At 73.3% G+C, this 20,253-nt stretch carries 15 protein-coding genes; 6 read left to right on the forward strand and 9 right to left on the reverse strand.

The window, feature by feature from the left end:
* Positions 1 to 81 precede the first annotated feature (81 nt).
* Positions 82 to 2,403, forward strand: a complete 2,322-nt coding sequence (locus tag FXF51_RS02475; RefSeq protein ID WP_148432548.1) for a WD40 repeat domain-containing protein — start codon at positions 82 to 84, stop codon at positions 2,401 to 2,403.
* 19 nt (positions 2,404 to 2,422) lie between these two features.
* Here the strand turns inward: FXF51_RS02475 and FXF51_RS02480 are convergent, their stop codons facing one another.
* Positions 2,423 to 3,544, reverse strand: coding sequence for a cobalamin-independent methionine synthase II family protein (locus tag FXF51_RS02480; protein ID WP_148432549.1), 1,122 nt, complete (start codon positions 3,542 to 3,544; stop codon positions 2,423 to 2,425).
* A gap of 184 nt (positions 3,545 to 3,728) precedes the next feature.
* Between FXF51_RS02480 and FXF51_RS02485 the strand changes: the two genes are divergently transcribed.
* The 5 genes from FXF51_RS02485 to FXF51_RS02505 all read left to right on the forward strand — a co-directional run bounded on the left by FXF51_RS02485 (position 3,729) and on the right by FXF51_RS02505 (position 9,959).
* Positions 3,729 to 7,076, forward strand: a complete 3,348-nt coding sequence (locus FXF51_RS02485) for a hypothetical protein (protein WP_148432550.1) — start codon at positions 3,729 to 3,731, stop codon at positions 7,074 to 7,076.
* Between the two features lie 154 nt (positions 7,077 to 7,230).
* On the forward strand, positions 7,231 to 7,644 hold the full coding sequence (locus tag FXF51_RS02490) for a molybdopterin-binding protein (protein ID WP_148432551.1): 414 nt from the start codon (positions 7,231 to 7,233) through the stop codon (positions 7,642 to 7,644).
* Between the two features lie 66 nt (positions 7,645 to 7,710).
* On the forward strand, positions 7,711 to 8,067 hold the full coding sequence (locus tag FXF51_RS02495; RefSeq protein ID WP_148432552.1) for a hypothetical protein: 357 nt from the start codon (positions 7,711 to 7,713) through the stop codon (positions 8,065 to 8,067).
* A gap of 29 nt (positions 8,068 to 8,096) precedes the next feature.
* Positions 8,097 to 9,356, forward strand: a complete 1,260-nt coding sequence (locus FXF51_RS02500; protein WP_148432553.1) for an MFS transporter — start codon at positions 8,097 to 8,099, stop codon at positions 9,354 to 9,356.
* A 3-nt stretch (positions 9,357 to 9,359) separates the two neighbouring features.
* Positions 9,360 to 9,959, forward strand: coding sequence for a VOC family protein (locus FXF51_RS02505; RefSeq protein ID WP_148432554.1), 600 nt, complete (start codon positions 9,360 to 9,362; stop codon positions 9,957 to 9,959).
* A 13-nt stretch (positions 9,960 to 9,972) separates the two neighbouring features.
* On the opposite strand, the gene FXF51_RS02510 is transcribed toward FXF51_RS02505, so the two are convergent.
* The 8 genes from FXF51_RS02510 to FXF51_RS02545 form a co-directional block, all read right to left on the reverse strand.
* On the reverse strand, positions 9,973 to 11,580 hold the full coding sequence (locus tag FXF51_RS02510; RefSeq protein ID WP_262379243.1) for an arylsulfatase: 1,608 nt from the start codon (positions 11,578 to 11,580) through the stop codon (positions 9,973 to 9,975).
* The gene (locus FXF51_RS02515; RefSeq protein ID WP_148432555.1) at positions 11,553 to 13,058 is read right to left on the reverse strand and encodes an alpha-N-arabinofuranosidase; all 1,506 of its coding nucleotides are present in this window, start codon (positions 13,056 to 13,058) and stop codon (positions 11,553 to 11,555) included. The genes FXF51_RS02510 and FXF51_RS02515 overlap by 28 nt, the downstream gene beginning before the upstream one ends.
* The gene (locus FXF51_RS02520) at positions 13,052 to 14,290 is read right to left on the reverse strand and encodes a family 1 glycosylhydrolase (protein WP_148432556.1); all 1,239 of its coding nucleotides are present in this window, start codon (positions 14,288 to 14,290) and stop codon (positions 13,052 to 13,054) included. The genes FXF51_RS02515 and FXF51_RS02520 overlap by 7 nt, the downstream gene beginning before the upstream one ends.
* A gap of 12 nt (positions 14,291 to 14,302) precedes the next feature.
* Positions 14,303 to 15,136: a carbohydrate ABC transporter permease gene (locus tag FXF51_RS02525; protein WP_148432557.1), complete on the reverse strand. Its 834-nt coding sequence runs from the start codon at positions 15,134 to 15,136 to the stop codon at positions 14,303 to 14,305.
* A complete protein-coding gene (locus tag FXF51_RS02530) occupies positions 15,133 to 16,083 on the reverse strand; it encodes a carbohydrate ABC transporter permease (RefSeq protein WP_148432558.1) in 951 nt (316 codons plus the stop codon). Before FXF51_RS02530 ends, FXF51_RS02525 begins: the two co-directional genes overlap by 4 nt.
* Before the next feature lie 2 nt (positions 16,084 to 16,085).
* A complete protein-coding gene (locus FXF51_RS02535) occupies positions 16,086 to 17,366 on the reverse strand; it encodes an extracellular solute-binding protein (protein WP_148432559.1) in 1,281 nt (426 codons plus the stop codon).
* Between the two features lie 183 nt (positions 17,367 to 17,549).
* Positions 17,550 to 18,743: a flavin-dependent oxidoreductase gene (locus FXF51_RS02540; protein WP_148432560.1), complete on the reverse strand. Its 1,194-nt coding sequence runs from the start codon at positions 18,741 to 18,743 to the stop codon at positions 17,550 to 17,552.
* Positions 18,744 to 18,864: 121 nt separating this feature from the next.
* On the reverse strand, positions 18,865 to 20,244 hold the full coding sequence (locus FXF51_RS02545) for a TrpB-like pyridoxal phosphate-dependent enzyme (RefSeq protein WP_262379244.1): 1,380 nt from the start codon (positions 20,242 to 20,244) through the stop codon (positions 18,865 to 18,867).
* Between the last annotated feature and the right edge of the window lie 9 nt (positions 20,245 to 20,253).

Below are 20,253 nucleotides of genomic sequence, written 5' to 3' on the forward strand. Positions count from 1 at the left end.
CCGAGACGTCCGTGGTGAGGGCGGGCGGGCCGCCGCCGGTCTACCGTGACGGGTGCCCCCTGTCGTTCGTGGAGGTCCGCGGTGCTCGACCGGCTGCGCTCATCGGCCAGACCCGCCGCGATCGCCCTGGTGATGGCGCTGGTGGCGGCGCTCGTGGCCGCCGTCGCCGTGCTGACCGTCACGAACGTGCGGGCGGGCGCAGGACGGGACCGCGCCCTCGCCCAGCGCGACCTGGCCCTCGCCCGCGCGCTCGTCGCCCAGAGCCAGGTCCTGGCCGCCACCGACCCCCAGACCGCCAGGCTGCTCGCCGTGGCCGCGACCAGGATCGCCCCGCAGTCCGCCGAGACGCGGTCCGCCGTCCGGGCGGCGGTGACCCGGCCGCAGCTCGCGGTGCTGCGCGGCTTCCCCGGCGAGGTGCACGCGGTCGCCTTCAGCCCCGACGGCGCCACCCTCGCCGCCGCCGGCCGGGCCGCTCCGCTGCGCCTGTGGGACGTGGCCCGGCTCGCCCCCGCCCCCTGGCCGGCCGGGGAGGAGCAGGGCGACGGCATGGCCGTGGCCTACAGCCCCGACGGCGGACGCCTGGCCGTGGCGGGCGCCGACGGCGGCGTACGCGTCTGGGACACCGCCACCCGCCAGGGCTGGACCGGCGGCGGCGGCGCGGCCTGGGCCAGGCAGTGGACCGCGTTCAGCCCCGACGGGAACCTCCTCGCCACCACCGGCGGCTCAGGCGGCGCCTCCCGGCTGTGGGACGCCGGCACCGGCACGCAGGTCGCCGCCCTGCGCTCGCTCGAAGGCGCTCCCGGGCCCGTCGCGTTCAGCCCCGACGGCACGCTCATCGCCGCCGCCTACCCGGGCGGGCCGATCAGGACGTTCGAGGCCGCGTCCGGCATGCTGACCGGCGACCCACTCGAACCGCCCGCCGGCAGCCTCACGCCCGAGCCCCGCGAGGAGGTGGCCGCGCTCGCGTTCAGCCCCGGCGGCGGCCTGCTGGCCGGGACCACGGGCAGCGAGCAGATCCAGCTCTGGGACGTCACCACCCGCCGGCCCGCCGGCCGCCCGCTCACCGGCCACACGGGGCTGATCACCTCGGCGGCCTTCAGCCCGGACGGCCGCGTCCTGGCCACCGCCGGCCAGGACCACACGGTCAGGCTGTGGGACGTGCGGGGGCGCAGGCCGCTGGGCGAGCCGCTGACCGGGCACACGCACGCCGTCAACGCCGTCGCCTTCAGCCCCGGCGGCGGCCTGCTCGCCAGCGCGGGCGCCGACGCCACCGTCCGCCTGTGGCGGATCCCGCGCGCCACCCGCCACCCGCTCACCCTCCCCGGCACAGGCGGCGCGGTCCCGGCCGACCGGCCGGTCCCCGAGCGCTGGTACGACCGCTCCGACGACACGCAGGCCGTGCTCAGCGCCGACGCGGGCCGGCTCGTGGTCCAGCCGTACGACGGCACCCGGCCCGGCTTCGGCAGCCTCTGGTCATGGGACGTGCGCGCGGCCCGCTGGCGCGGCGAACGGCTGCGCATCCGGCCCGACGACCTCGTGGACGGGGTCGCGGTCAGCCGTGACGGCCGCTCCGTGGCCGCCTCCGGCCGCGACGACGCCGGGCACGGGCTCCCCACCGCCGTGCTCGACGGGCCTGCCGCCGTTCGCGGCCGTCCCCTCGCCTACAGCCCGGACGGACGGCTGCTCGCCACAGCCGTGCAGGAGGCCGCCACCGTGCCGGACGCCGAGGTGCAGGTCTGGACGTTGCCCGAGGGCAGGGCCAGGGGCGAGCCCGCGGCCGGGCAGTCGGGGCGGATCACGGCGGCGGCCTTCGACGCCACCGGGGCCGTGCTCGCCGCCGGGGCTTCGGACGGCACTGTGCTGCTGGTGGAGACGGCTACGGGCAGGCGGCTCGGCCTCCTGCGCGCCCACAGCCTGCCGGTCACCGCGGTGGCCTTCGCGCCGGGCGGCGGGCTGCTGGTGACGGCGAGCGAGGACCAGACGGCCCGGCTCTGGGACGTGACCACGGGCCGCCCGCATGGTGCCTCCCTCACCGGCCACACCGGACGCGTCCACGCGGTGGCCTTCGCCCCCGGCGGCGCGTACCTCGCCACCGCCGGGCAGGACCGCACGGTCAGGCTGTGGGACACCGCCACGGGACAGCCGCTCGGACCACCGCTGGCCGGGCACGGCGGCGAGGTGCGCGCGCTGGCGTTCACGGCCGGCGGCAGGACGCTGGTCGCCGCCGCGGCCGACCTCGTGCAGGTCACCGGCGACGCCTACGCCGTCTGGAAGTGGGACACCACCACCCTTGCCACCGACCCCGCCGCCACCGCCTGCGCCCAGGCGGCCCGCTCGCTCACCCCTCAGGAGTGGGCGGCACACGTGCCCGGCCTGCCGTTCCGCGACGTGTGCCGCCGGTGATGCCTGACGCGGCCCCGGCTCAGCCCCAGACCATCCGCGCCGTCTCCACCACCAGCTCCAGCTTGCGCCGCTCCTCGTCCACGGTGAGCAGGTTGCCCCTGACGGTGGAGGCGAAGCCGCACTGCGGGCTGATCGCCAGGTTCTCCATCGGCACGAACTTGGCCGCCTCGTCGATGCGCCGCCGCAGCTCGTCCTGCGACTCCAGCGCCGGCACCTTGGAGGACACCAGCCCGAGCACCACGGCAGTGCCCTCGGGAACGAACCGCAGCGGCTCGAAGCCGCCCGCCCGCTCCGTGTCGTACTCCAGCAGGAACCGATCCACCGGCACCTCGCCGAACAGCCGCTCCGCCACCGGGTCGTAGCCGCCCTTGGCCGACCAGGCGCTGCGGTTGTTGCCCCTGCACAGGTGCAGCGCGACGGTGACGCCGGGGTCCAGCGCCTTGGCCGCGCGCACCTGCTCGGCGTCGATGGCGACGGCCGCGTCCAGGAGCGCCTTCCCGTCCGGCGCGCCCGGCCCGAGCACGCGGGCGCGGAAGCCCGCGTCGATGACGAAGTCGTAGGCCAGCGAGTCGAGCTGGATCCACCGAACGCCCTGCGCCAGCAGGCCCCTGATCTCCTCGATCCGCAGCTCGACCAGGTCGCGCAGCAGGTCGGCGGGGCTGGGGTAGGCGGCGGCGCTGAGGTCGGGACGCCACAGCAGGCTCCCCATCGAGCAGCTCACCATGGTGATCTTGTACGGGCCGGGGGCGTGCCGGGCCAGGAAGGCGGCCTCGACGGCGGTCAGGTTCGTCTTCTGGGTGAGCTTGCCGGTGGCCACCACCATGTCCCACGAGGTCTCCTCCGGCGGCACCGGCTCGCCGTCGCCGCGCCACCACTCGGTGGACGGCAGCGGCACGGGCGACACGCCGCCCAGCGACTCCAGCAGACCCGCCAGCCAGGTCTGCCGCCGCATCTCCCCGTCGGTGAACACCTCGATCCCGGCCTGGCGCTGCAGCTCGATCGCGGCCAGCGCGGCTTCGTCCGCCAGCTCGGCCAGCTCCTGCGCGCTCAGCTCGCCGCTCTCGCGCGCCTGCCGGGCTCGCAGCAGCTCGGGCGGGCGCAGGAGGCTGCCAACGTGCTCGGCATGGGGTGTCGCGGGCATGCTTCCTCCTCGGACGTTCGATGGGTGGTACGGGCGGCCCCCGGATCGTGGCGCGGGGCCGTAGGAGCAGCGTCCGCCTCACCGCGCCTGCCGTCCACCCCCGCATCACCGGCCGGCGCCTCGCGAACTCTCCGGCCCGCCCCTTCGTTGATCCACGTGTGGCAGGCACGGGAGGGGAGCGTACGTGGCGCAGGCCGGGGCGATCGCGAGCATCGACGGTTGGATCGGGCGGGAGGCGGACGTGGACCGGGTCGTGGCCGCGCTGACCTCGGACGACAGCGGGCTGATCGTGGTGGCGCCCGAGCTGGACGGCGTCGAGGGGCTCGGGGTCACCGCGGTCGTGGCGGCGGCGCTGCGCCGTCCCGAGGTGGTCGCGCGCTTCCCTGAGGGCGTCGGCTGGCTGAACGCCGGCGGCTCCCACCCGGACGAGCAGGCCGCCGAGTTCACCGAGGTGCTGGAGAACCTGCACGGGGAGGACGTCGAGCCGTTCTCGCACGTGGACCCGGACGACCTGATCAGCGCCGCCCACGACGAGGAGGCGGCCGACGAGCTGCTGCGGGGGCAGATCTTCCGGCCGGGTTCGCGGCTGATGGTGCTGGACGGGCTGCGGCACGCCGGTCTGGTGGTGCCGCTGGCGTTCACGGTGCCGGGCTGCACGTGGCTCGTCACGGTGCGGGCCGTCGGGGAGGAGCCGTCGTTCGTGACGACGGTGGGTGTCGGGCCGATGAGCGTCGCGGAGGGCACGGCGCTGCTGCGCCGCGACCTGCCCGCCCTGGACGAGGACACGGCCGCCCTGCTGGCGGAGCGCGCCGGAGGCTGGCCGCTCGCCCTCACCATGGCGCACGGGCTCATCGTCAGCCAGGTCGTCACGGGCGAGCCCGCCACCGAGGCGGCCACCCGCCTGGCCGCCCGGCTGCCCGGCCGCACGGACCTGACCGCGCCCGCGTCCCGGGCCGCCCTGATCGGGGCGCTCGTCGATCACTCGCTCGACTGGCTGCGCACCGTGGACCCCGCCGCCGCCGGACGGTTCCTCCAGCTCGGCCTGTTCGGCCCCGGCGAGGGCATCCCCATCGGGGTGGCCGCCCTGCTGTGGAGCTCCGGCGGGGGCGTCACCGGCGGGCAGATCGGCGCGCTCATCGCCCGGCTGGAGGGAATGCGGCTGGTGCGGCGGCGTACCGACCATCCGGTGCTGGGCCTCGCCGACGGGGTGGCGGAGCGGGTGCGGGAGCTGCTCGGCGGCGAGGGGCTGGAACGGGCCCGCCGCGCGCTGGTCGACGCCGACCCTGGCCAGACCCCCGAAGGCTGGGCGGACCTGCCCGGCACGGGGGAGTGGATGATGCGCAACCTGGCCCGGCTGTACGCGGAGGCGGGTGACGCGGACGCGCTGCGGGAGCTGGTGTGCGACGTGTCCTGGCTGGCGTCCCGCATCCACCACTCGGGGGTGGACGCCGCCCTCGAAGACCTGGCCAGGGTGGGTGACGGTGGCCTGGAGAGCCCGGCCGGGGCTGGTGACGGTGGCCTGGAGAGCCAGGCCGGCGCGAGTGACGGTGCTGTCGCGTCGCTCGCGCGCGTTCTGACGGGCTCGTCCCATCTGCTGGAGAGCGCGCGTGAGCTGGGTGTCGGCGTGCTGCCCACGCTCGCCGCCCGCCTGCACGCCACACCCGGCGCGGGCGAGGACATGCGGCGGTGGCTGGCGGAACGGGGATCGCCCTGGCTGGAGCACCGCGGCACCCCGCCCGACCTGCCGCACCAGGCACTCCTGCGCACCCACCACACCCCGGCGGAACGGCTGACAGGCCTGGCCATGTCCCCGGACGGCGCCTGGCTGGCCGCCACCGGTGACCAGGGGCGGGTGTCGCGGTGGGGCATGGACGGCAGGGGGATGCGGACCCTGCTCGGGCACGAGAACGAGGTCACCTGCGTGGCCGTCGCGCCCGGCGGTGCGTGGCTGGCCACCGGGAGCTGGGACGGGACCGTCCGGCTGTGGGAGGAGGACGGTCACCCGCGCGCCGTCCTCGACGACCTGCCGGGAACGCCCGAGGCGGTCGCCATCGCGCCCTGCGGCGAGTGGGGAGTGGCCGGCGGGCAGGGGTTCCTGTGGTTCTTCCACGCGGACGGCACGGTGCGCGCCGCTCCAGAGGAGGCGGTGGAGGATTACGAGGACGTTGCCATCGCGCCCGACGGCACGCGGGTGGCGGCGGTCGGCCCGGACGTCACCGAGCTGTGGGCGGCGGACGCGAGCCGCCGGACGGTCGTCGAGGCAGTGTGGGAGAGGGACGAGGACGAGGACGACCGGCCGGACGGCGATGCGGCGGGCACGGGCGAGGAGGAGGGCGGCGTCAACGGTGCCGAGGCGGTCGCCGTCGCGCCCTCCGGCGATTGGCTGGCGCTGCTCAGCCCGCACGGCACCCTCCGCCTCCTCAACCCCGACGGCACCCCGCGCACCGAGCTGGACACGGTTTTCACCCACGGCACCGGCCTGGCCATCGCCCCCGACAGCACCTGGCTGGCCGTCTCCGACTTCGACGACAACATCGCCATCCTGACCCCCGACGGCACAGTGCGCGCCCGCCTCCACGGCCACACCGCCACGATCACCGGCCTGGCCGTCACCCCGGACGGCTCCCTCCTGGCCTCGGCGAGCGGCGACCGCACGGTCCGCCTCTGGGACGTGCCGCCCACCACGGGGGAACCCCCCGCCCGCCACGACCTGCGCGGCATCGCGGTGGCGGGCGACGGCTCGTACCTGGCCACGGTGAGCGTGTCCGGTCTGACCTTCTGGAACCCCGACGGCACCGCACGCGCCAGAGGCCCGCGGGAGTGGCTGAGGAGCGTGGCCGTAGCCCCCGACGGCGCGTACGTGCTCGGCCTCGACCCCGAGGGCGGCATCCGCCTGTACGACCGGGACGGCACGGTACGCGTCACCGAGACCCCGCCCGGGACCGGCTCCATGGTGGAGCTGTCCTCGGCCATCGCCCCGGACGGCACGTGGCTGGCCGTCGCCGCGGACCGCACCGTACGCGTCCTGACCCGCGACCTCGACCCCGTCGCCATCCTGGGGCCGCACGAAGAGGAGGTGACCGCGCTGGCCATCGCCCCGGACGCGTCCTGGCTCGCGGTCGCGTCCGGCCACCAGGTGCGGCGCTGGACCCGCGACGGCCGCCCGCTGGGCCCGCCGGCGGAGACGGAGAGCCTGGTCGAGGCGCTGGCCGTCGCCCCCGGCGGCGGCCACGTGGCGGCGGGCACCATCGACGGCTCCGTCGAGCTGTTCGACCTGACGGGGACGCGAACGGCCCGCTTCGGCCAGGACGACTGGCTCGTCGATCTGGCCTTCTCCCCGGACGGCACCCGCCTGGCCACCGCCGGCAAACACGGCTGCCTGCGCGTCTGGGACGTCGCCGGATACGCGACCGAGTGCGGGATCGTCGTGGACGGCGACCTGTACGGCTGCGCCTGGCACCCGGACGGCTCGGCGCTGTACGCGGCCGGCGGCGCCGGACTGTTCGCCTTCACCTACCATCGCGGGACGTGATCCCGGGTCTGCGATCGGGGTCGTGGAGCTGTGGGAGCGTTCCGCGACCCTCGAACTCCTCGACGGCCCGCTGAGCGACAGCGCGCGGGACGCGGCAGGGCATCGATGCGGCAGGGTGATCCGGCGTGCTGATCCGCGAATAGGGTGAGATCTCGTGACGACGTTCCGGATCAGTGAGGCCGCGGCGCTGCTCGGCGTCAGTACCGACACCGTCCGCCGCTGGGTGGACGCGGGCAGGCTCGGGGCCGAGCGCGACGAGCACGGTCATCGGCGCGTCAAGGGCACTGACCTGGCCGCCTTCGCCCGCGCGCAGGTCGAGGAGAGTGGCGACGGTGGCCGCTCGTCGGCTCGTAACCGCATGCGGGGAATCGTCACCGAGGTGATCCGCGACGGGGTGATGGCGCAGGTGGAAATCGCCGCCGGGCCGTTCCGGGTGGTGTCGCTGATGAGCCGGCAGGCGGCCGACGAGCTGGGCCTGGAAGCCGGGGTGGTGGCGGTCGCGGTGATCAAGTCCACCAACGTCGTCGTGGAGATCCCCGGGCAGGAGCGCGCGGCCGGTCAGGTGTGAGGAGCCGCCGGGCCGCCGGTGGCCGGGCGTGCCGGAGCGTTCAGGCCCGCGCCTGACCTGGTGCGTGTGACGAACGTGCACCACGGCGGGGTTCGCCTCCAGGAGCCGGCAGGCACGCTGGGCAGCCCGCTGGTCGAGCTGCTCGCCGCGCCCGCGGGCGCCGACGTGCTGATCCGGCGGGTGGTCGTCGTGGAGCCGGGCGACCCCACCGAGGCGGGCGACCTCGCGCTCCTGGTCGGCGTGCGCGGCGCCGCCGCCGTACCGGCGAGTCCGGCTGAGAACGACCACCTGAGCCCGTTGTCCCGGCAGGACAACGGGACCCGCCATGCGATGTCGGATCGGACAATGCCCGGCCAGGGGACCGCAACCTACCCTTGCCCGACAATGCATCCGATTACCGACTTCATGGCAGGCCACCCGTGACCGCTGTCCCCACGGCGTCTCCGAAAGAGATGCGCAAGGTCGCAAGCGCGAGCTTCATCGGCACCGCGATCGAGTTCTACGACTACTACATCTACGGCACCGCCGCCGCGCTGGTGCTGAACGAGGCGTTCTTCCCCAGCCTGTCGCCCCTCGCGGGCACCCTGGCGTCGCTGGCCACCTTCGCCATCGGCTTCATCGCCCGGCCCTTCGGCGCGATCCTGTTCGGCCACTTCGGCGACCGCGTCGGGCGCAAGGCCGTCCTGGTGGTGTCGCTGCTGCTCATGGGCCTGTCCACGGCGGTGATCGGGCTGCTGCCCGACTTCTCCACGATCGGCGTGGCCGCGCCGATCCTGCTCGTGCTGCTGCGCATCCTGCAAGGCATCGGGCTGGGCGGCGAGTGGGGCGGCGCGGCCCTGCTGGCCACCGAGTACGCCCCGCGCGAGCGCCGCGGCCTGTTCGCCTCCGCACCCCAGCTCGGCTCACCGGTCGGGTACTTCGTCGCGACCGCCGTCTTCTGGGCGCTGTCGACCTGGCTGCCCGCCGACGCCTTCCAGTCGTGGGGCTGGCGGGTGCCGTTCCTGCTCTCGTTCGTCCTGGTCGTCGTCGGCCTGCGCATCCGGCTGCAGATCGCCGAGACCCCGGCCTTCGCCGCGTTCACCGCCAAGACCGAGGCGGCCAAGCTGCCGATCGCCCAGGTCGTCCGCCGCAACCCCAAGGAACTGCTGCTCGGCGCGGGCGCCATCGTCGTGGTGTACGTGATGTTCTACACCGCCGCCACCTACTGCCTGACCTACACCACCAAGACGCTCGGCATCCCACGGCCGACGATGCTGGCGCTCACCCTGGTCGCCGTGGTCGTGCTCGGCGTGAGCACGTACCTGGTCGCCCGGCTGTCGGACCGGCTCGGGCGGCGCAAGCTCGTCATCGCGGGCGCGGCGTTCGGCGTCGTGTGGGGCTTCCTGCTCTTCCCGCTGCTCGACACCAGGAACTACTTCCTGATCGCGGTCGCGCTGAGCGGCGCCCTGCTGTGCATGGGCATCGTGTACGGGCCGATGGGCGCGTACCTGCCCGAGCTGTTCGCCACGGACGTGCGTTACTCCGGGGCGGGCGTCGCCTACAACCTGGGCGGCGTGCTCGGCGGCGGCGTGGCTCCGCTGCTGGTCGCGCAGATCAGCGAGAGCGCGGGCACCACCGGGGCGGGCTGGTTCATGAGCGGCATGGCGCTGCTGTCACTGCTGTGCGTGCTGGCCCTGCCGGAGACGCGCGACCGCGATCTCACTAAGGTCTGACACATGCTCGACCACCTCGCCTACGCCACCCCGACCCTCGACGACACCGTCGCAGCGCTGGAGAAGGCCCTGGGGGTGCGGGCCGCCGAGGGCGGCCGGCACCCGGGCCTCGGCACCCGCAACTACCTGTACGGGCTGGGCGGGCGCCGCTACCTGGAGATCATCGGGCCCGATCCCGAGCAGCCCGAGCCGGACGGGCCGCGCTGGTTCATGATCGACGAGCTGAGCGGGCCGCGGCTGGTCAACTGGTGCGCGCGGCCCGCCGATCTGGACGCCACCGTCGCCGAGGCGCGGCGGCACGGCGTCGACCCGGGCGAGCCCCGGGCCATGTCGCGCCGCACCACGGACGGTGACCTGCTGGAGTGGCGGCTGACCATGCCGTCGCGCGACCCGCTGGTGCCGTTCCTCATCGACTGGGGCAGCACCGTGCATCCCGCCGACCGGGGGTTGCCGGAGGTGCCGCTGCTGTCCCTGACGGGGCGGCATCCCGATCCGGGGCACGCGCGAGGCCGCCTGCGGGCGCTCGGGGCGGAGCTGGAGGTCGAGCGCGGCGACACGCCCGGCCTCGTGGCGCGCTTGGCCGGAGGCGTCGTCCTGAGCTGACTCCTGGGCCGACTCAGGCGTCCAGGGGCATCGGCCGCCCGGTGCGGCGGTAGGCGTCGAGGATGCGCTCGCGCGGGATGACGCCGCACCGCGCGGCCCACTCGTCGTAGGCGGCGGCGAGCCCGGCGACCACGCCGGGCTCGCCGGCGGCGAGGTCGCGCAGTTCGGTACGGTCGGCCGCCATGTCGTACAACTCCCACGCCCGGCCGTGCTTGCGCACCAGCTTCCACCGCCCGCGCCGCACCCCGGCGTTGCCCTCGTGCTCCCAGAACAACGTCCGCTCCGCGGTCTCCCGCCCGTGCAGGAGATCGAGCATGCTGGATCCCTCCAGCGGCGGGCCGGCGGTAACGCTCGCGGCGTCAAGCAGCGTCGGCAGGACGTCCACGAGCTGGCGGGGCGCGGCGCACAGCCGCCCGGGGGAGCCGATCCCGGCGGGCCAGTGCACGATGAGCGGGGTGGCGATGCCGCCCTCGTGCACCCAGTGCTTGTACTCGCGGAACGGCGTGTTCGACAGGTTCGCCCAGTTCCGGCCGTAGCTGGCGAAGGTGTCCTCGGGGCCGGGCAGGATGCCGGGGCTGTTGCCGTAGCGCATGGGCGCTCCGGCGCGGGTGCGGCGCGGCATGGTGGGGTGCTGGGGAATGAAGCCCGGACGGTCGTCGCCCAGTTCCTCGGCGCAGCCGCCGTTGTCGCCGAGGAAGAGCAAGAGCGTGTCGTCCAGGCGGCCCAGCCGTTCGAGCGTGTCGAGGATGCGGCCGACACCCCGGTCCATCCGCGTCACCTGGGCGGCGTACACCTCCATCCGGCGCGCCTCCCACTCCTGGTCGGCGACCTCGTCCCAGGCGGGCACGCGCGGGTCGCGGCCGGTGAGGTCCCAGGCGGGGTCCAGGATGCCCTCGTCCCGCAGGCGCCGCAGCCGATCGGCGCGCAGCCGGTCCCAGCCCGCGTCGAAGCGGCCCCGGTAGCGGGCGACGTCCTCCTCGGGGGCGTGCAGCGGCCAGTGCGGCGCGGTGTAGGCGAGGTAGAGGAAGAACGGGTCGCCGGCAGGGGTGTCCTCGATGAAGCGGACGGCGTTGTCGCTGATGGCGTCGGTGTAGAAGAAGCCGGGCTCGTTCGCCTCGTGCTCGATGTCCCGCTCGTCGCGGGTGAGGGTGACGGGCTGGTAGTAGCTGCCCGCGCCGTCGATCGTGCCGTAGAAGCGGTCGAAGCCGCGGCGGGTCGGCCAGGCGCCGTTCGGCGCCGACATGTCCGCCGCGACGTGCCACTTGCCGCTCAGGTACGTGCGGTACCCCGCGGCCCGCAGCGCCTCCGCCGCGGTGACGCTGCCGGCGGACAGGTCGCCGGGGTAGCCGTCCGGACGCTCGTCGCCGGTGAGGATGCCGACGCCCACCTGGTGCGGGTGCAGGCCGGTCAGCAGGGAGGCGCGTGACGGGGAGCACCGGGGCGAGTTGTAGAACTGGGTGAAGCGCACGCCGGCCTGGCCGAGCCGGTCGAGGTTCGGCGTGTCGATCTCGCCGCCGTAGCAGCCGAGGTCGGAGAAGCCCAGATCGTCGGCCAGGACGAGCACGATGTCAGGACGCCGGGAGGGGGTGCCGGTCATCCGGCCGCCCTGATCACGTTCCACGACAGCGGCGGCAGCTTCACCTGAAGCGTCCGGCCGTCCACGGACACCTCGGGGTTGCCGCGCGGCAGCACGGCGGACGGGTGCTCGGCGGTGTTGCGCAGGTCGGGGTCGTCGCCGGTCAGCGTGGTGGCGGCGATCAGCCGGGCCTGCTTCGCGTCCCGCAGGTCGATCTCCAGCAGCACCGGCTCGCCGGTCGACCGGTTGACCGCGAACAGCGCCGTCTCGCCCGTCTCCTCGTCGCGGGTCGCGACCGCGTCCACGACCGGCACGTCACCGAAGCGGGCGGTGTCGTGGCGCGGCGAGCTGAGGCTGACCCGCAGCACGTCGCCCCTGGCGTGCCGGGAGGCGTCGGCGAACGGGAAGAACGTGGTCTGCCGCCAGATCCGGCCGCCCGGCTCGGTCATGATGGGCGCGATCACGTTGACGAGCTGGGCGAGGCTGGCCGCGTGCACGCGGTCGCTGTGCCGCAGCAGGGAGATCAGCAGGCTGCCGACCACCACGGCGTCGGTCAGCGTGTACCGGTCCTCCAGCAGCGGCGGCGCGACGGGCCAGCCGTCCTTCGGCGGCTCGGACTCGGTGCGGTGCTGGTACCACACGTTCCACTCGTCGAAGGAGATGTTGACCCGCTTGGCCGCCTTCTTCTTCGCCCGCACGTAGTCGGCCGCCGCGACCACGGACTCGATGAAGTGGTCCAGGTCCACGGCCGAGGCCAGGAAACTGGCGGTGTCGCCGCCCTCCTCCCAGTAGTAGGCGTGCGCCGAGATGAGATCGACCTGCTCGCACGCCTCCTCCAGCACGGTCGCCTCCCACGCGCCGAACGTCGGCATGGCCGAGCTGGAGCTGCCGCAGGCGACCAGTTCGAGCGACGGGTCCACCAGCCGCATGGCCCGCGCGGTCTCGGCGGCCAGCCGGCCGTACTCGCGCGCCGTCTTGTGCCCCACCTGCCAGGGCCCGTCCATCTCGTTGCCGAGGCACCACACGCGCACCCCGTACGGGTCGGCGGCGCCGTAGCGGCGGCGCAGGTCGGAGAAGTGCGAGCCGGACTCGACGTTGCAGTATTCGAGCAGGTCCACGGCCTCCTGGATGCCCCTGGTGCCGAGGTTGACCGCCATCATCGGCTCGACGCCCGCCTTGCGCGCCCAGCGCATGAACTCGTCCACGCCGACGGTGTTCGGCTCGGTGCTGTGCCAGGCCAGGTCGAGGCGGCGTGGCCGTTCGGCGACGGGGCCGATGCCGTCCTCCCAGCGGTAGCCGGAGACGAAGTTGCCGCCGGGGTAGCGGACGGTGCTCACGCCCAGCTCGCGGGTCAGCTCGATGACGTCGCCGCGGAAGCCGTCGGCGTCGGCCGTCGGATGCCCGGGGTCGTGGATGCCGGTGTAGACGCACCGGCCCAGGTGCTCGACGAACGAGCCGAACGTCCTCCTGCGCACCGGCGAGATCCGGAACTCACGATCGACGGCCACGCGCGCGTTCAGCACGATGTCACTCCCTTGGTGTGTGTGAGGAACCGCTCGGCGAGCGGCGTGCGGATCCGGGCCAGGGCCCCGTCGGGCTGCTCCTCCAGCCGCCACAGCCCCATCGGCAGCCGGTAGTCCATGGGGGCGCCGTCACCTTCGCGGTAGGTCCACTCGACCATGTCGAAGACCGGCCACCAGGTGTATCCGACCAGGTCGAGGCCGCCGGCGCGGAGTTCGCGCACGCAGGCGACGGACGCGTCGAGCCAGGCGGCCCGCTCGGCCAGGGTGCCGGTCCAGGCGGTCTCGGTGAGGTGGACGGGCCTGCCGTAACGCTCGGCGAAGCCGGTCAGCACCTCGGCCAGCCCGCCGGTCCACCCGTTGACCGGCGGGCGCGGCTCGAACGGGCGGCCGTGCCGCGACATGCCAGGCAGGTAGCGCTCCGTCGAGTGCTGCGGGTAGTAGTTGACGCCCATCACGTCGGGCACGGCGGGCCGGGACAGGAAGAAGGCCAGGTCGTCGTCCGTCATCCCGTGCGCGGCCAGGTATCCGGCCAGCGGGTGAGCGGCGTCCACGCGGCCGGTGACGAGGTCCTCGACCGCGTACGCCGAGTGCCGCAGCCACTCCAGCTCCTCCGATTCCGTGTCGCTCTCGTACCGGGCGGACACCTCGACGTGCACGAAGCTCGCCTCCGGGCTGACCTCGGCGATCGCGTGCTGGGTGCGCACGATCCCGGCGGCCAGCGCGTTCAGCAGCCGGACGAAGCCGTCGTCGCCCGTCAGGTACGGCGGCCAGTAGCCGGACAGGCCGCAGAACCGGGCGGTCAGCAGCGGCTCGTTCATCGGCGTGAAGATCGACAGCCGGTCGCGGTAGCGCTCGGCGACGGCTGCGCCGTACTCGGCCACCCGCAGCGGGTAGTCGGGCGCGGCGAACTGCCCGTCCAGCCAGAGCGGGGTGCCGTAGTGCATCAGATCCACGATCGGGGTCAGGCCCAGCTCGCCGAACCGGGCGACGACCCGGTCCAGCCAGGACCAGTCCCACCGGCCCGGCTCGGGCTGCACCCGGTGCCACGGGACGCCCCAGCGGATCTGCGTGGCCCCGGCCTCCGCGGCCAGCGCGAGGTCGTCGTGCCACCGGTCGTAGTGCTGGGTCAGCTCGTACTCGTCGATCGGGCGGGCCCCGGGAGCAGGCTGCGGCACGAAGGTGTCCTCGATGCCGAGCGCGAAATGCAGCTCCCCGGTCTCATACCACTTCACGAAAAATCCCCTCTATTTCATTCCTGTTGTGGCGACGCCTTCGACGAAGCGGCGCTGGAAGAACAGGAAGATGATCACCAGCGGCGCGGTGGTGATGAGCGCGCCGGCCATCATCACCCCGTACGGCGCCGTCCCTGACTGCCCCGTCAGCAGCGACAGCCCGGACACGGCCGTGGCCATCTCGGGCGTCGTGGTGAAGATCAGCGGCCACAGCAGGTCGTTCCAGTTGTTGACGAACGAGAACAGCCCCAGGGTGATCAGCGCCGGTGTGGCGTTGGGCAGCACGATCGACCAGAACACCCGGAACTCGCCGGCCCCGTCGAGCCTGGCCGCGCTGTCGAGGTCGCGGGGCAGCGCGACGAAGAACTGCCGCAGCAGGTAGATGCCGAAGACGCTGGCCGCCCGCGGCGTGATCATCCCCTGGAAGGTGTTCACCCAGCCGAGGTCGGCCACGATCTGGTAGACGGGGATGAGCGTCGCCTGGAACGGCACCATGAGCGTGGCGATGAGCACCAGCAGCAGCGCCCGGCGTCCCCGGAAGTCGATCCTGGCCAGCGCGTACGCCGCCAGCGAGTCGAAGACCAGCGTCAGCGCCGTCACCCCGGTGGCGAACACGAGGCTGTTGAGGAACATCCGCCCGAACGGCAGCGTGTCGAGGATGGTGGCGAAGTTGTCCAGCGTCGGCGCCCCCGGCAGCAGCGTGGGCGGCCACCGGTCGATGCTCGCCTGCGGCTTGAACGCGGTCAGCAGCACGATCAGCGTCGGCAGCACCATGAACGCGATCGCCGCCAGCGTGAGCACCAGCAGCAGCGCCCGGCCGGCCCGGGTGCGCGTCGCGGCCGTCATGCCTGGTCTCCCTCACGTCGTCCGAACCACCGGTACTGGATCGCGCTGAAGATCAGCGTGATCACCATGAGCGTCATCGCCAGCGCTGAGGCCAGCCCGCGTTCGAGGTTGCCGAAGCCCTCCGTGAACAGCGTCATCACCACGGTCTCCGTGCTGCGGTAGGGGCCGCCCTTGGTGAGGATGTAGATCTGGTCGAAGGCCTGGAGCGCGGCGATGAGCGCGAAGATCATCACGAATTCGAGGCTGTTCATCAGGCCCGGCAGCGTCACCGAGGTGAACCTGCGCCACACCCCGGCGCCGTCCACCATCGCCGCCTCGTACAGGTGGCGCGGGATGCCCTGCAGCCCCGCCAGGAAGATGATCAGGTAGAAACCGGACATCTTCCAGACCGCCACGAACACCACGGTCGGCATCGCCCAGGCCGGCGACTCCAGCAGGTCGCCCAGATGCACCCCGGCGTTGCTCAGCCAGTAACTCACCAGCCCCACGTTCGGGTCCAGCAGGAACTGCCAGGCCAGCGCCGCCACTGCGAACGACATCACGAACGGCATGAAGAACACCGTGCGGGCCAGGCCGCGCACCGGCATCCTGCGGTTCAGCAGCAGCGCCCCGAGCAGCGCGACCACCACCACCGACGGGGTGAACAGCAGCGTGTAGATCCCGGTGTTCAGGAACGACCTGCGCACGTCGGGGTCGGTGACGATCTCGGCGTAGTTGCCGAGGCCGACCCAGCTCGCCTCGTTGAAGCCGCTGGAGTCGGTGAACGACACCAGCAGCGTCGAGACGATGGGCCAGAACTGGAAGACGGCGAGGAGGGCGAGCGCGGGCGCGAGGAACGACGCGGCCCGCACGCCCTTGCCTCCCGCCGCGCCGCCGCGTGGCGGCCCGTCGCCGCCGAGCCGCCGGGGCGCGCGGTAGGCGCGCGCACCCTGCTGCGTGGCTGTCATCCCTACTCCTCGTTCAGCTTCGCCTGGATCTTGCGCTGGGAGTCGGCGAGCGTCCGCGGGACGGGCTCGCCGCTGATCGACTTCTGGGTGGCGGTGTCGAAGTCGGTGCCGACGCCGGTGAAGTCCACGACGCCGGAGAAGTCGACCACCGCGTCCTCGCTGGACGTCGAGATCGCCGCGACGTCGGCGTTGGCCGACAGCTCGCCGGGCGTCACGTCGATCCTGTTCGGCGGCCAGCCGGAGCCGACCGACCACTCGATCTGCCGCCGCTTGCCGTTGAAGAAGGCGAAGAAGCGCTCCGCCGCCGCCAGCTTCGCCGCGCCGGCCTGGACGGTGGCGTACATGCCGATCGAGTGCGTGCCCACCGCGGCCGAGACGGGGCCCGCCGGGATGGGCGCGATGCCGTAGTCGATGCCGGCCTGCTTGGAGCGTTGCGCCATCCACGGGCCGAGCACGATCATGGCGGCCTTCTTCGCCGCGAACAGGTCGGTGGCCGCCAGGTCGTCCATGCCGGGCGGGCTGATCCGGTGCTCGCGCACCGCCCGCTGCCAGTAGGTCAGCGTCCGCACGTTCTGCGGGCTGTCGAGCACGGCGGCGCCGTCGCGGACGACGGCGCCGCCGTTCTGGGCGAGCATGCCGCTCCAGATGACCTGCGAGGCGGCGCCGTGGCTGGTCAGGGCCAGGCCGTACTGCTCGGGGACGCCGTCGCCGTTCTTGTCGGCGGTCAGCCTCCTGGCCGTCTCGACCCAGTCGTCCCAGGTCTTCGGCGGCTCGGTGACGCCCGCCGCGGCGAACATGGTCTTGTTGTAGTAGAGCATGTCGGGGGCGAAGGCGAACGGCACGCCGTACTTCCTGCCGTCCACCTCCGCGGCCTGGACGGCCGCCGGCGCGTAGTTCGCCGCGTCGGCGGCGTGCCGGCGGTAGTAGCCGTCGAGCGGGACGAACGCCGCCTTCTTGATGTAGGTCACCGCGGACGAGGTGGGCTGCGCGACGATGTCGGGCCCCAGCTTCGCCGACAGGGCGGGCAGCAGCTTGTTCGCGATCACGTCCCAGGTGTTGGCCTGGGGTCTGATCTCGACGTCGGGGTTCTCGCGGTTGAACTCGCCGATGAGCTTCTCGTACATCTTGCCGTCGGCCTCGGTGAAGCCGTGCCACAGCGTGAGGACGACCTTGCCGCCGCCATCGGACGCGCCGCCGCCGCAGGCTGCCGAGCCCGCGAGGAGGAGCGCGGCGGAGGCCGCGGCCGCCGCCGCTCTGCGAATGGGTCGCGCCTGATCTCTCATGATCTCCCCTCGGTCTCACTGTCCGAAGATTGATAACGTTAACAGGCGCTGTCGTCAACCATCGGCGCGGCATCTGGCCAGTTGGAAGCGAAAACTTGGATGCGGAAAGGCGTGATTGACAGGGCCTACCTGTTAACGATAACAATCTCGCGACGGCGAAACACGGGAGACGAGACGGCTGGCTCAGGGCTTGGGCGGGTGTACCGACCAGCTACGGCGCGCGTTCAGCGTGGCCGGTTCGAACCCGGCGAGCTTCTTGTAGCGCAGCGCGATCTCCTCGCGCTCGGCCAGCGGCATGACGTCCTCGATGTCGCCGAACCCGTCCGGCGCCCGCTCGTGCGTCAGCCGCAGGATCACCTCGGGCCCGTCGCCCCGGTTGGCCAGCACCACGCCGCTGGTGACCGGCCGCCGCTGCTCCTCGTAGAACTCCAGGCCGAGGCCGTTCGCCAGCGCGTACGCCAGCACCCGCGCGTCGATCACGGCCTGCGTGCCGCCGTTGGAGCCCGTCGGGTACATCGGGTGCGCCGCGTCGCCCATCAGCGTGACCGTCGGGGTCGACCAGTAGGGCAGCGGGTCACGGTCGACGAGCGGGTACTCCAGCACCTGGTGCGCGCCGGCGATGAGCGCCCGCACGTCCAGCTCGTCGCAGTGCCAGCCGTCCACGTGCGGGAGCACCTTCTCCACGCTGACGGGCTGGTTCCAGTCGCCGCGCGGCACGCCGTCCACGCGCGCCGCGCGCTGGACGGCCCAGTTGATGAGCTGGGCGCCGTCGTCCCCGGGCGGCGCGATGGGGTAGATGACCAGCTTCTGCGTGCTGTCGCCGACCATGAGCATGGACCTGCCGGTCATGAACGGCCTGGCGTACGTGGTGCCGCGCCACAGCACGTCGCCGCCGGGCAGCGGCTCGCCCTCATCGGGGAAGAGCGCCTGCCGGACGCCGGAGCGGATGCCGTCGGCGCCCACGAGCAGGTCGGCGTCGTGGTCGAGACCGGTGACGGGGGAGCCCAGCACCACCGAGTCCGGGCCGAGCCGCTCGCGCACGGCCTCCAGCAACATCAGCTGCAGCCGCCCCCGGTGGATCGAGTACTGCGGCCACAGGTAGCCCGCGTCCAGCCCGCGCGGCTCCGACCAGATGCGCTGCCCGCGGGAGGTGAGGAAGGTCAGGTCGGCGGTCGCCACGGCGATCGCCGCCAGGCGGTCGCCCAGGCCGAGCTCGATCAGCTCGCGGATGGCGTGCGGCAGGATGTTGATGCCGACGCCCAGCGGGTGCAGCTCCCGCACCGCCTCGTGCACGGTCACGTCGGTGATGCCGGCGGCGTGCAGGCTCAGGGCGGCGGTCAGACCGGCGATGCCGGCGCCGGCGATGACCACGCGCATGGGCCGCTCCTCGAAGCCGTCTGGCGGTCAATCCGTTCGTAAAGATACTTGAGCGGCACTTGATCGACCAGAGCGGGAAAACGGGGGCCTCCGTAAGGAGACCCCCGTCATGGGCGTTACGTCACAGGGTGGCGAGTTGCGGGATGCTGTCCAAGCCCTGCTGGAACACTTCCTCGCTCGGCTCGTCGTCGGGCAGCGTGCCGCTGAGGTACTTCTCGTAGGCGGCCAGGTCGAAGTGCCCGTGGCCGGACAGCGCGATGAGGATCGCCTTCGAGCGCCCCTCCTCGCGGCACCGCAGCGCCTCGTCGATGGCCGCCCTGACCGCGTGGCTGGACTCGGGCGCCGGCAGGATGCCCTCCGCGCGGGCGAACATGATGCCCGCCTCGAAGACCGCGACCTGACGCAGCGCGACCGCCTCCATCAGCCCGTTCTCCACCGCCCTGCTGATCAGCGGCGAGCTGTCGTGCGCCCGCAGCCCGCCGGCGTGCACCGGCGGCGGCACGAACCGGTGGCCCAGCGTGTGCATCCGCGACAGCGGGGTGAGCCGCGCCGCGTCGGAGTGGTCGTAGGCGATCCGGCCGCGGGTCAGCGTCGGGCAGGCGACCGGCTCGGCCGCGATGAGCCGGATCTCACGGCCGCCCCGCAGCTTGTCCCGCAGGAACGGGAAGCACATCCCGGCCAGCGTGCTGCCGCCGCCGCACGGGCCGACCACGATGTCCGGGTAGTCGTCGGCGAGCGCCATCTGCGCCATCGCCTCCTGGCCGATGACGGTCTGGTGCGCGCACACGTGGTTCAGCGAGCTGCCCCGCGTGTACCCCAGCTCCGGGTTGGCCCAGGCCACCTCCATCGCCTCGGACTTGGCGATGCCCAGGCTGCCCGGATGGTCCGGGTCCTCCGCCAGGATCGCCCGGCCCGCCGCGGTCTCCGGGCTGGGGCTGGCGGAGCAGATCGCGCCGTACGCCTCCATCAGCGCCCGCCGGTACGGCTTCTGCCGGAAGCTGACCCCGACCATGAACACCTTCGCGGTCAGCCCGAACATCGCGGCGGCCGACGCGATCGCGGTGCCCCACTGGCCCGCGCCGGTCTCCGTGACCAGCCCGGTCCGGCCGGCCTGCTTGTTGTAGTACGCCTGCGGGACCGCGGAGTTGGGCTTGAGGCTGCCGCTCGGCGCGACGCCCTCGTACTTGTAGTAGATGCGGGCCGGGGTGTCGAGCACCCGTTCCAGCCTGCGGGCCCGGTACATCGGGGTCGGCCGCCACTGCCGGTAGATGTCGCGGACCGGGCCGGGAATCTCGAACTCCGGCTCGGTGCTCAGCTCCTGCTCGATCAGCGGCTCCGCCATCGACCTGGCCAGCTCGTCCCGGCTGACCGGCTCGCCCGTGGCCGGGTCCAGGATGGGCGCCGCCGTGCCCCCGAAGTCCGCGGCGATGTTCAGCCAGGAAGTCGGGATGTCGTCCTCGGACAGGGTGTACTTCACGCGCTCGTTCAAGGTGAACCTCACACGATCGAT

The organism is Nonomuraea sp. PA05, assembly GCF_008086045.1.
GTDB classification, from domain to species: Bacteria; Actinomycetota; Actinomycetes; order Streptosporangiales; family Streptosporangiaceae; genus Nonomuraea; species Nonomuraea monospora.

Coding starts and splice junctions, on each gene's coding strand:
- FXF51_RS02480 (WP_148432549.1), bottom strand. CDS start 3,544: ATGCCCGCGACACCCCATGCCGAGCACGTTGGCAGCCTCCTGCGCCCG.
- FXF51_RS02500 (WP_148432553.1), top strand. CDS start 8,097: ATGCGCAAGGTCGCAAGCGCGAGCTTCATCGGCACCGCGATCGAGTTC.
- FXF51_RS02505 (WP_148432554.1), top strand. CDS start 9,360: ATGCTCGACCACCTCGCCTACGCCACCCCGACCCTCGACGACACCGTC.
- FXF51_RS02525 (WP_148432557.1), bottom strand. CDS start 15,136: ATGACGGCCGCGACGCGCACCCGGGCCGGCCGGGCGCTGCTGCTGGTG.
- FXF51_RS02530 (WP_148432558.1), bottom strand. CDS start 16,083: ATGACAGCCACGCAGCAGGGTGCGCGCGCCTACCGCGCGCCCCGGCGG.
- FXF51_RS02535 (WP_148432559.1), bottom strand. CDS start 17,366: ATGAGAGATCAGGCGCGACCCATTCGCAGAGCGGCGGCGGCCGCGGCC.
- FXF51_RS02540 (WP_148432560.1), bottom strand. CDS start 18,743: ATGCGCGTGGTCATCGCCGGCGCCGGCATCGCCGGTCTGACCGCCGCC.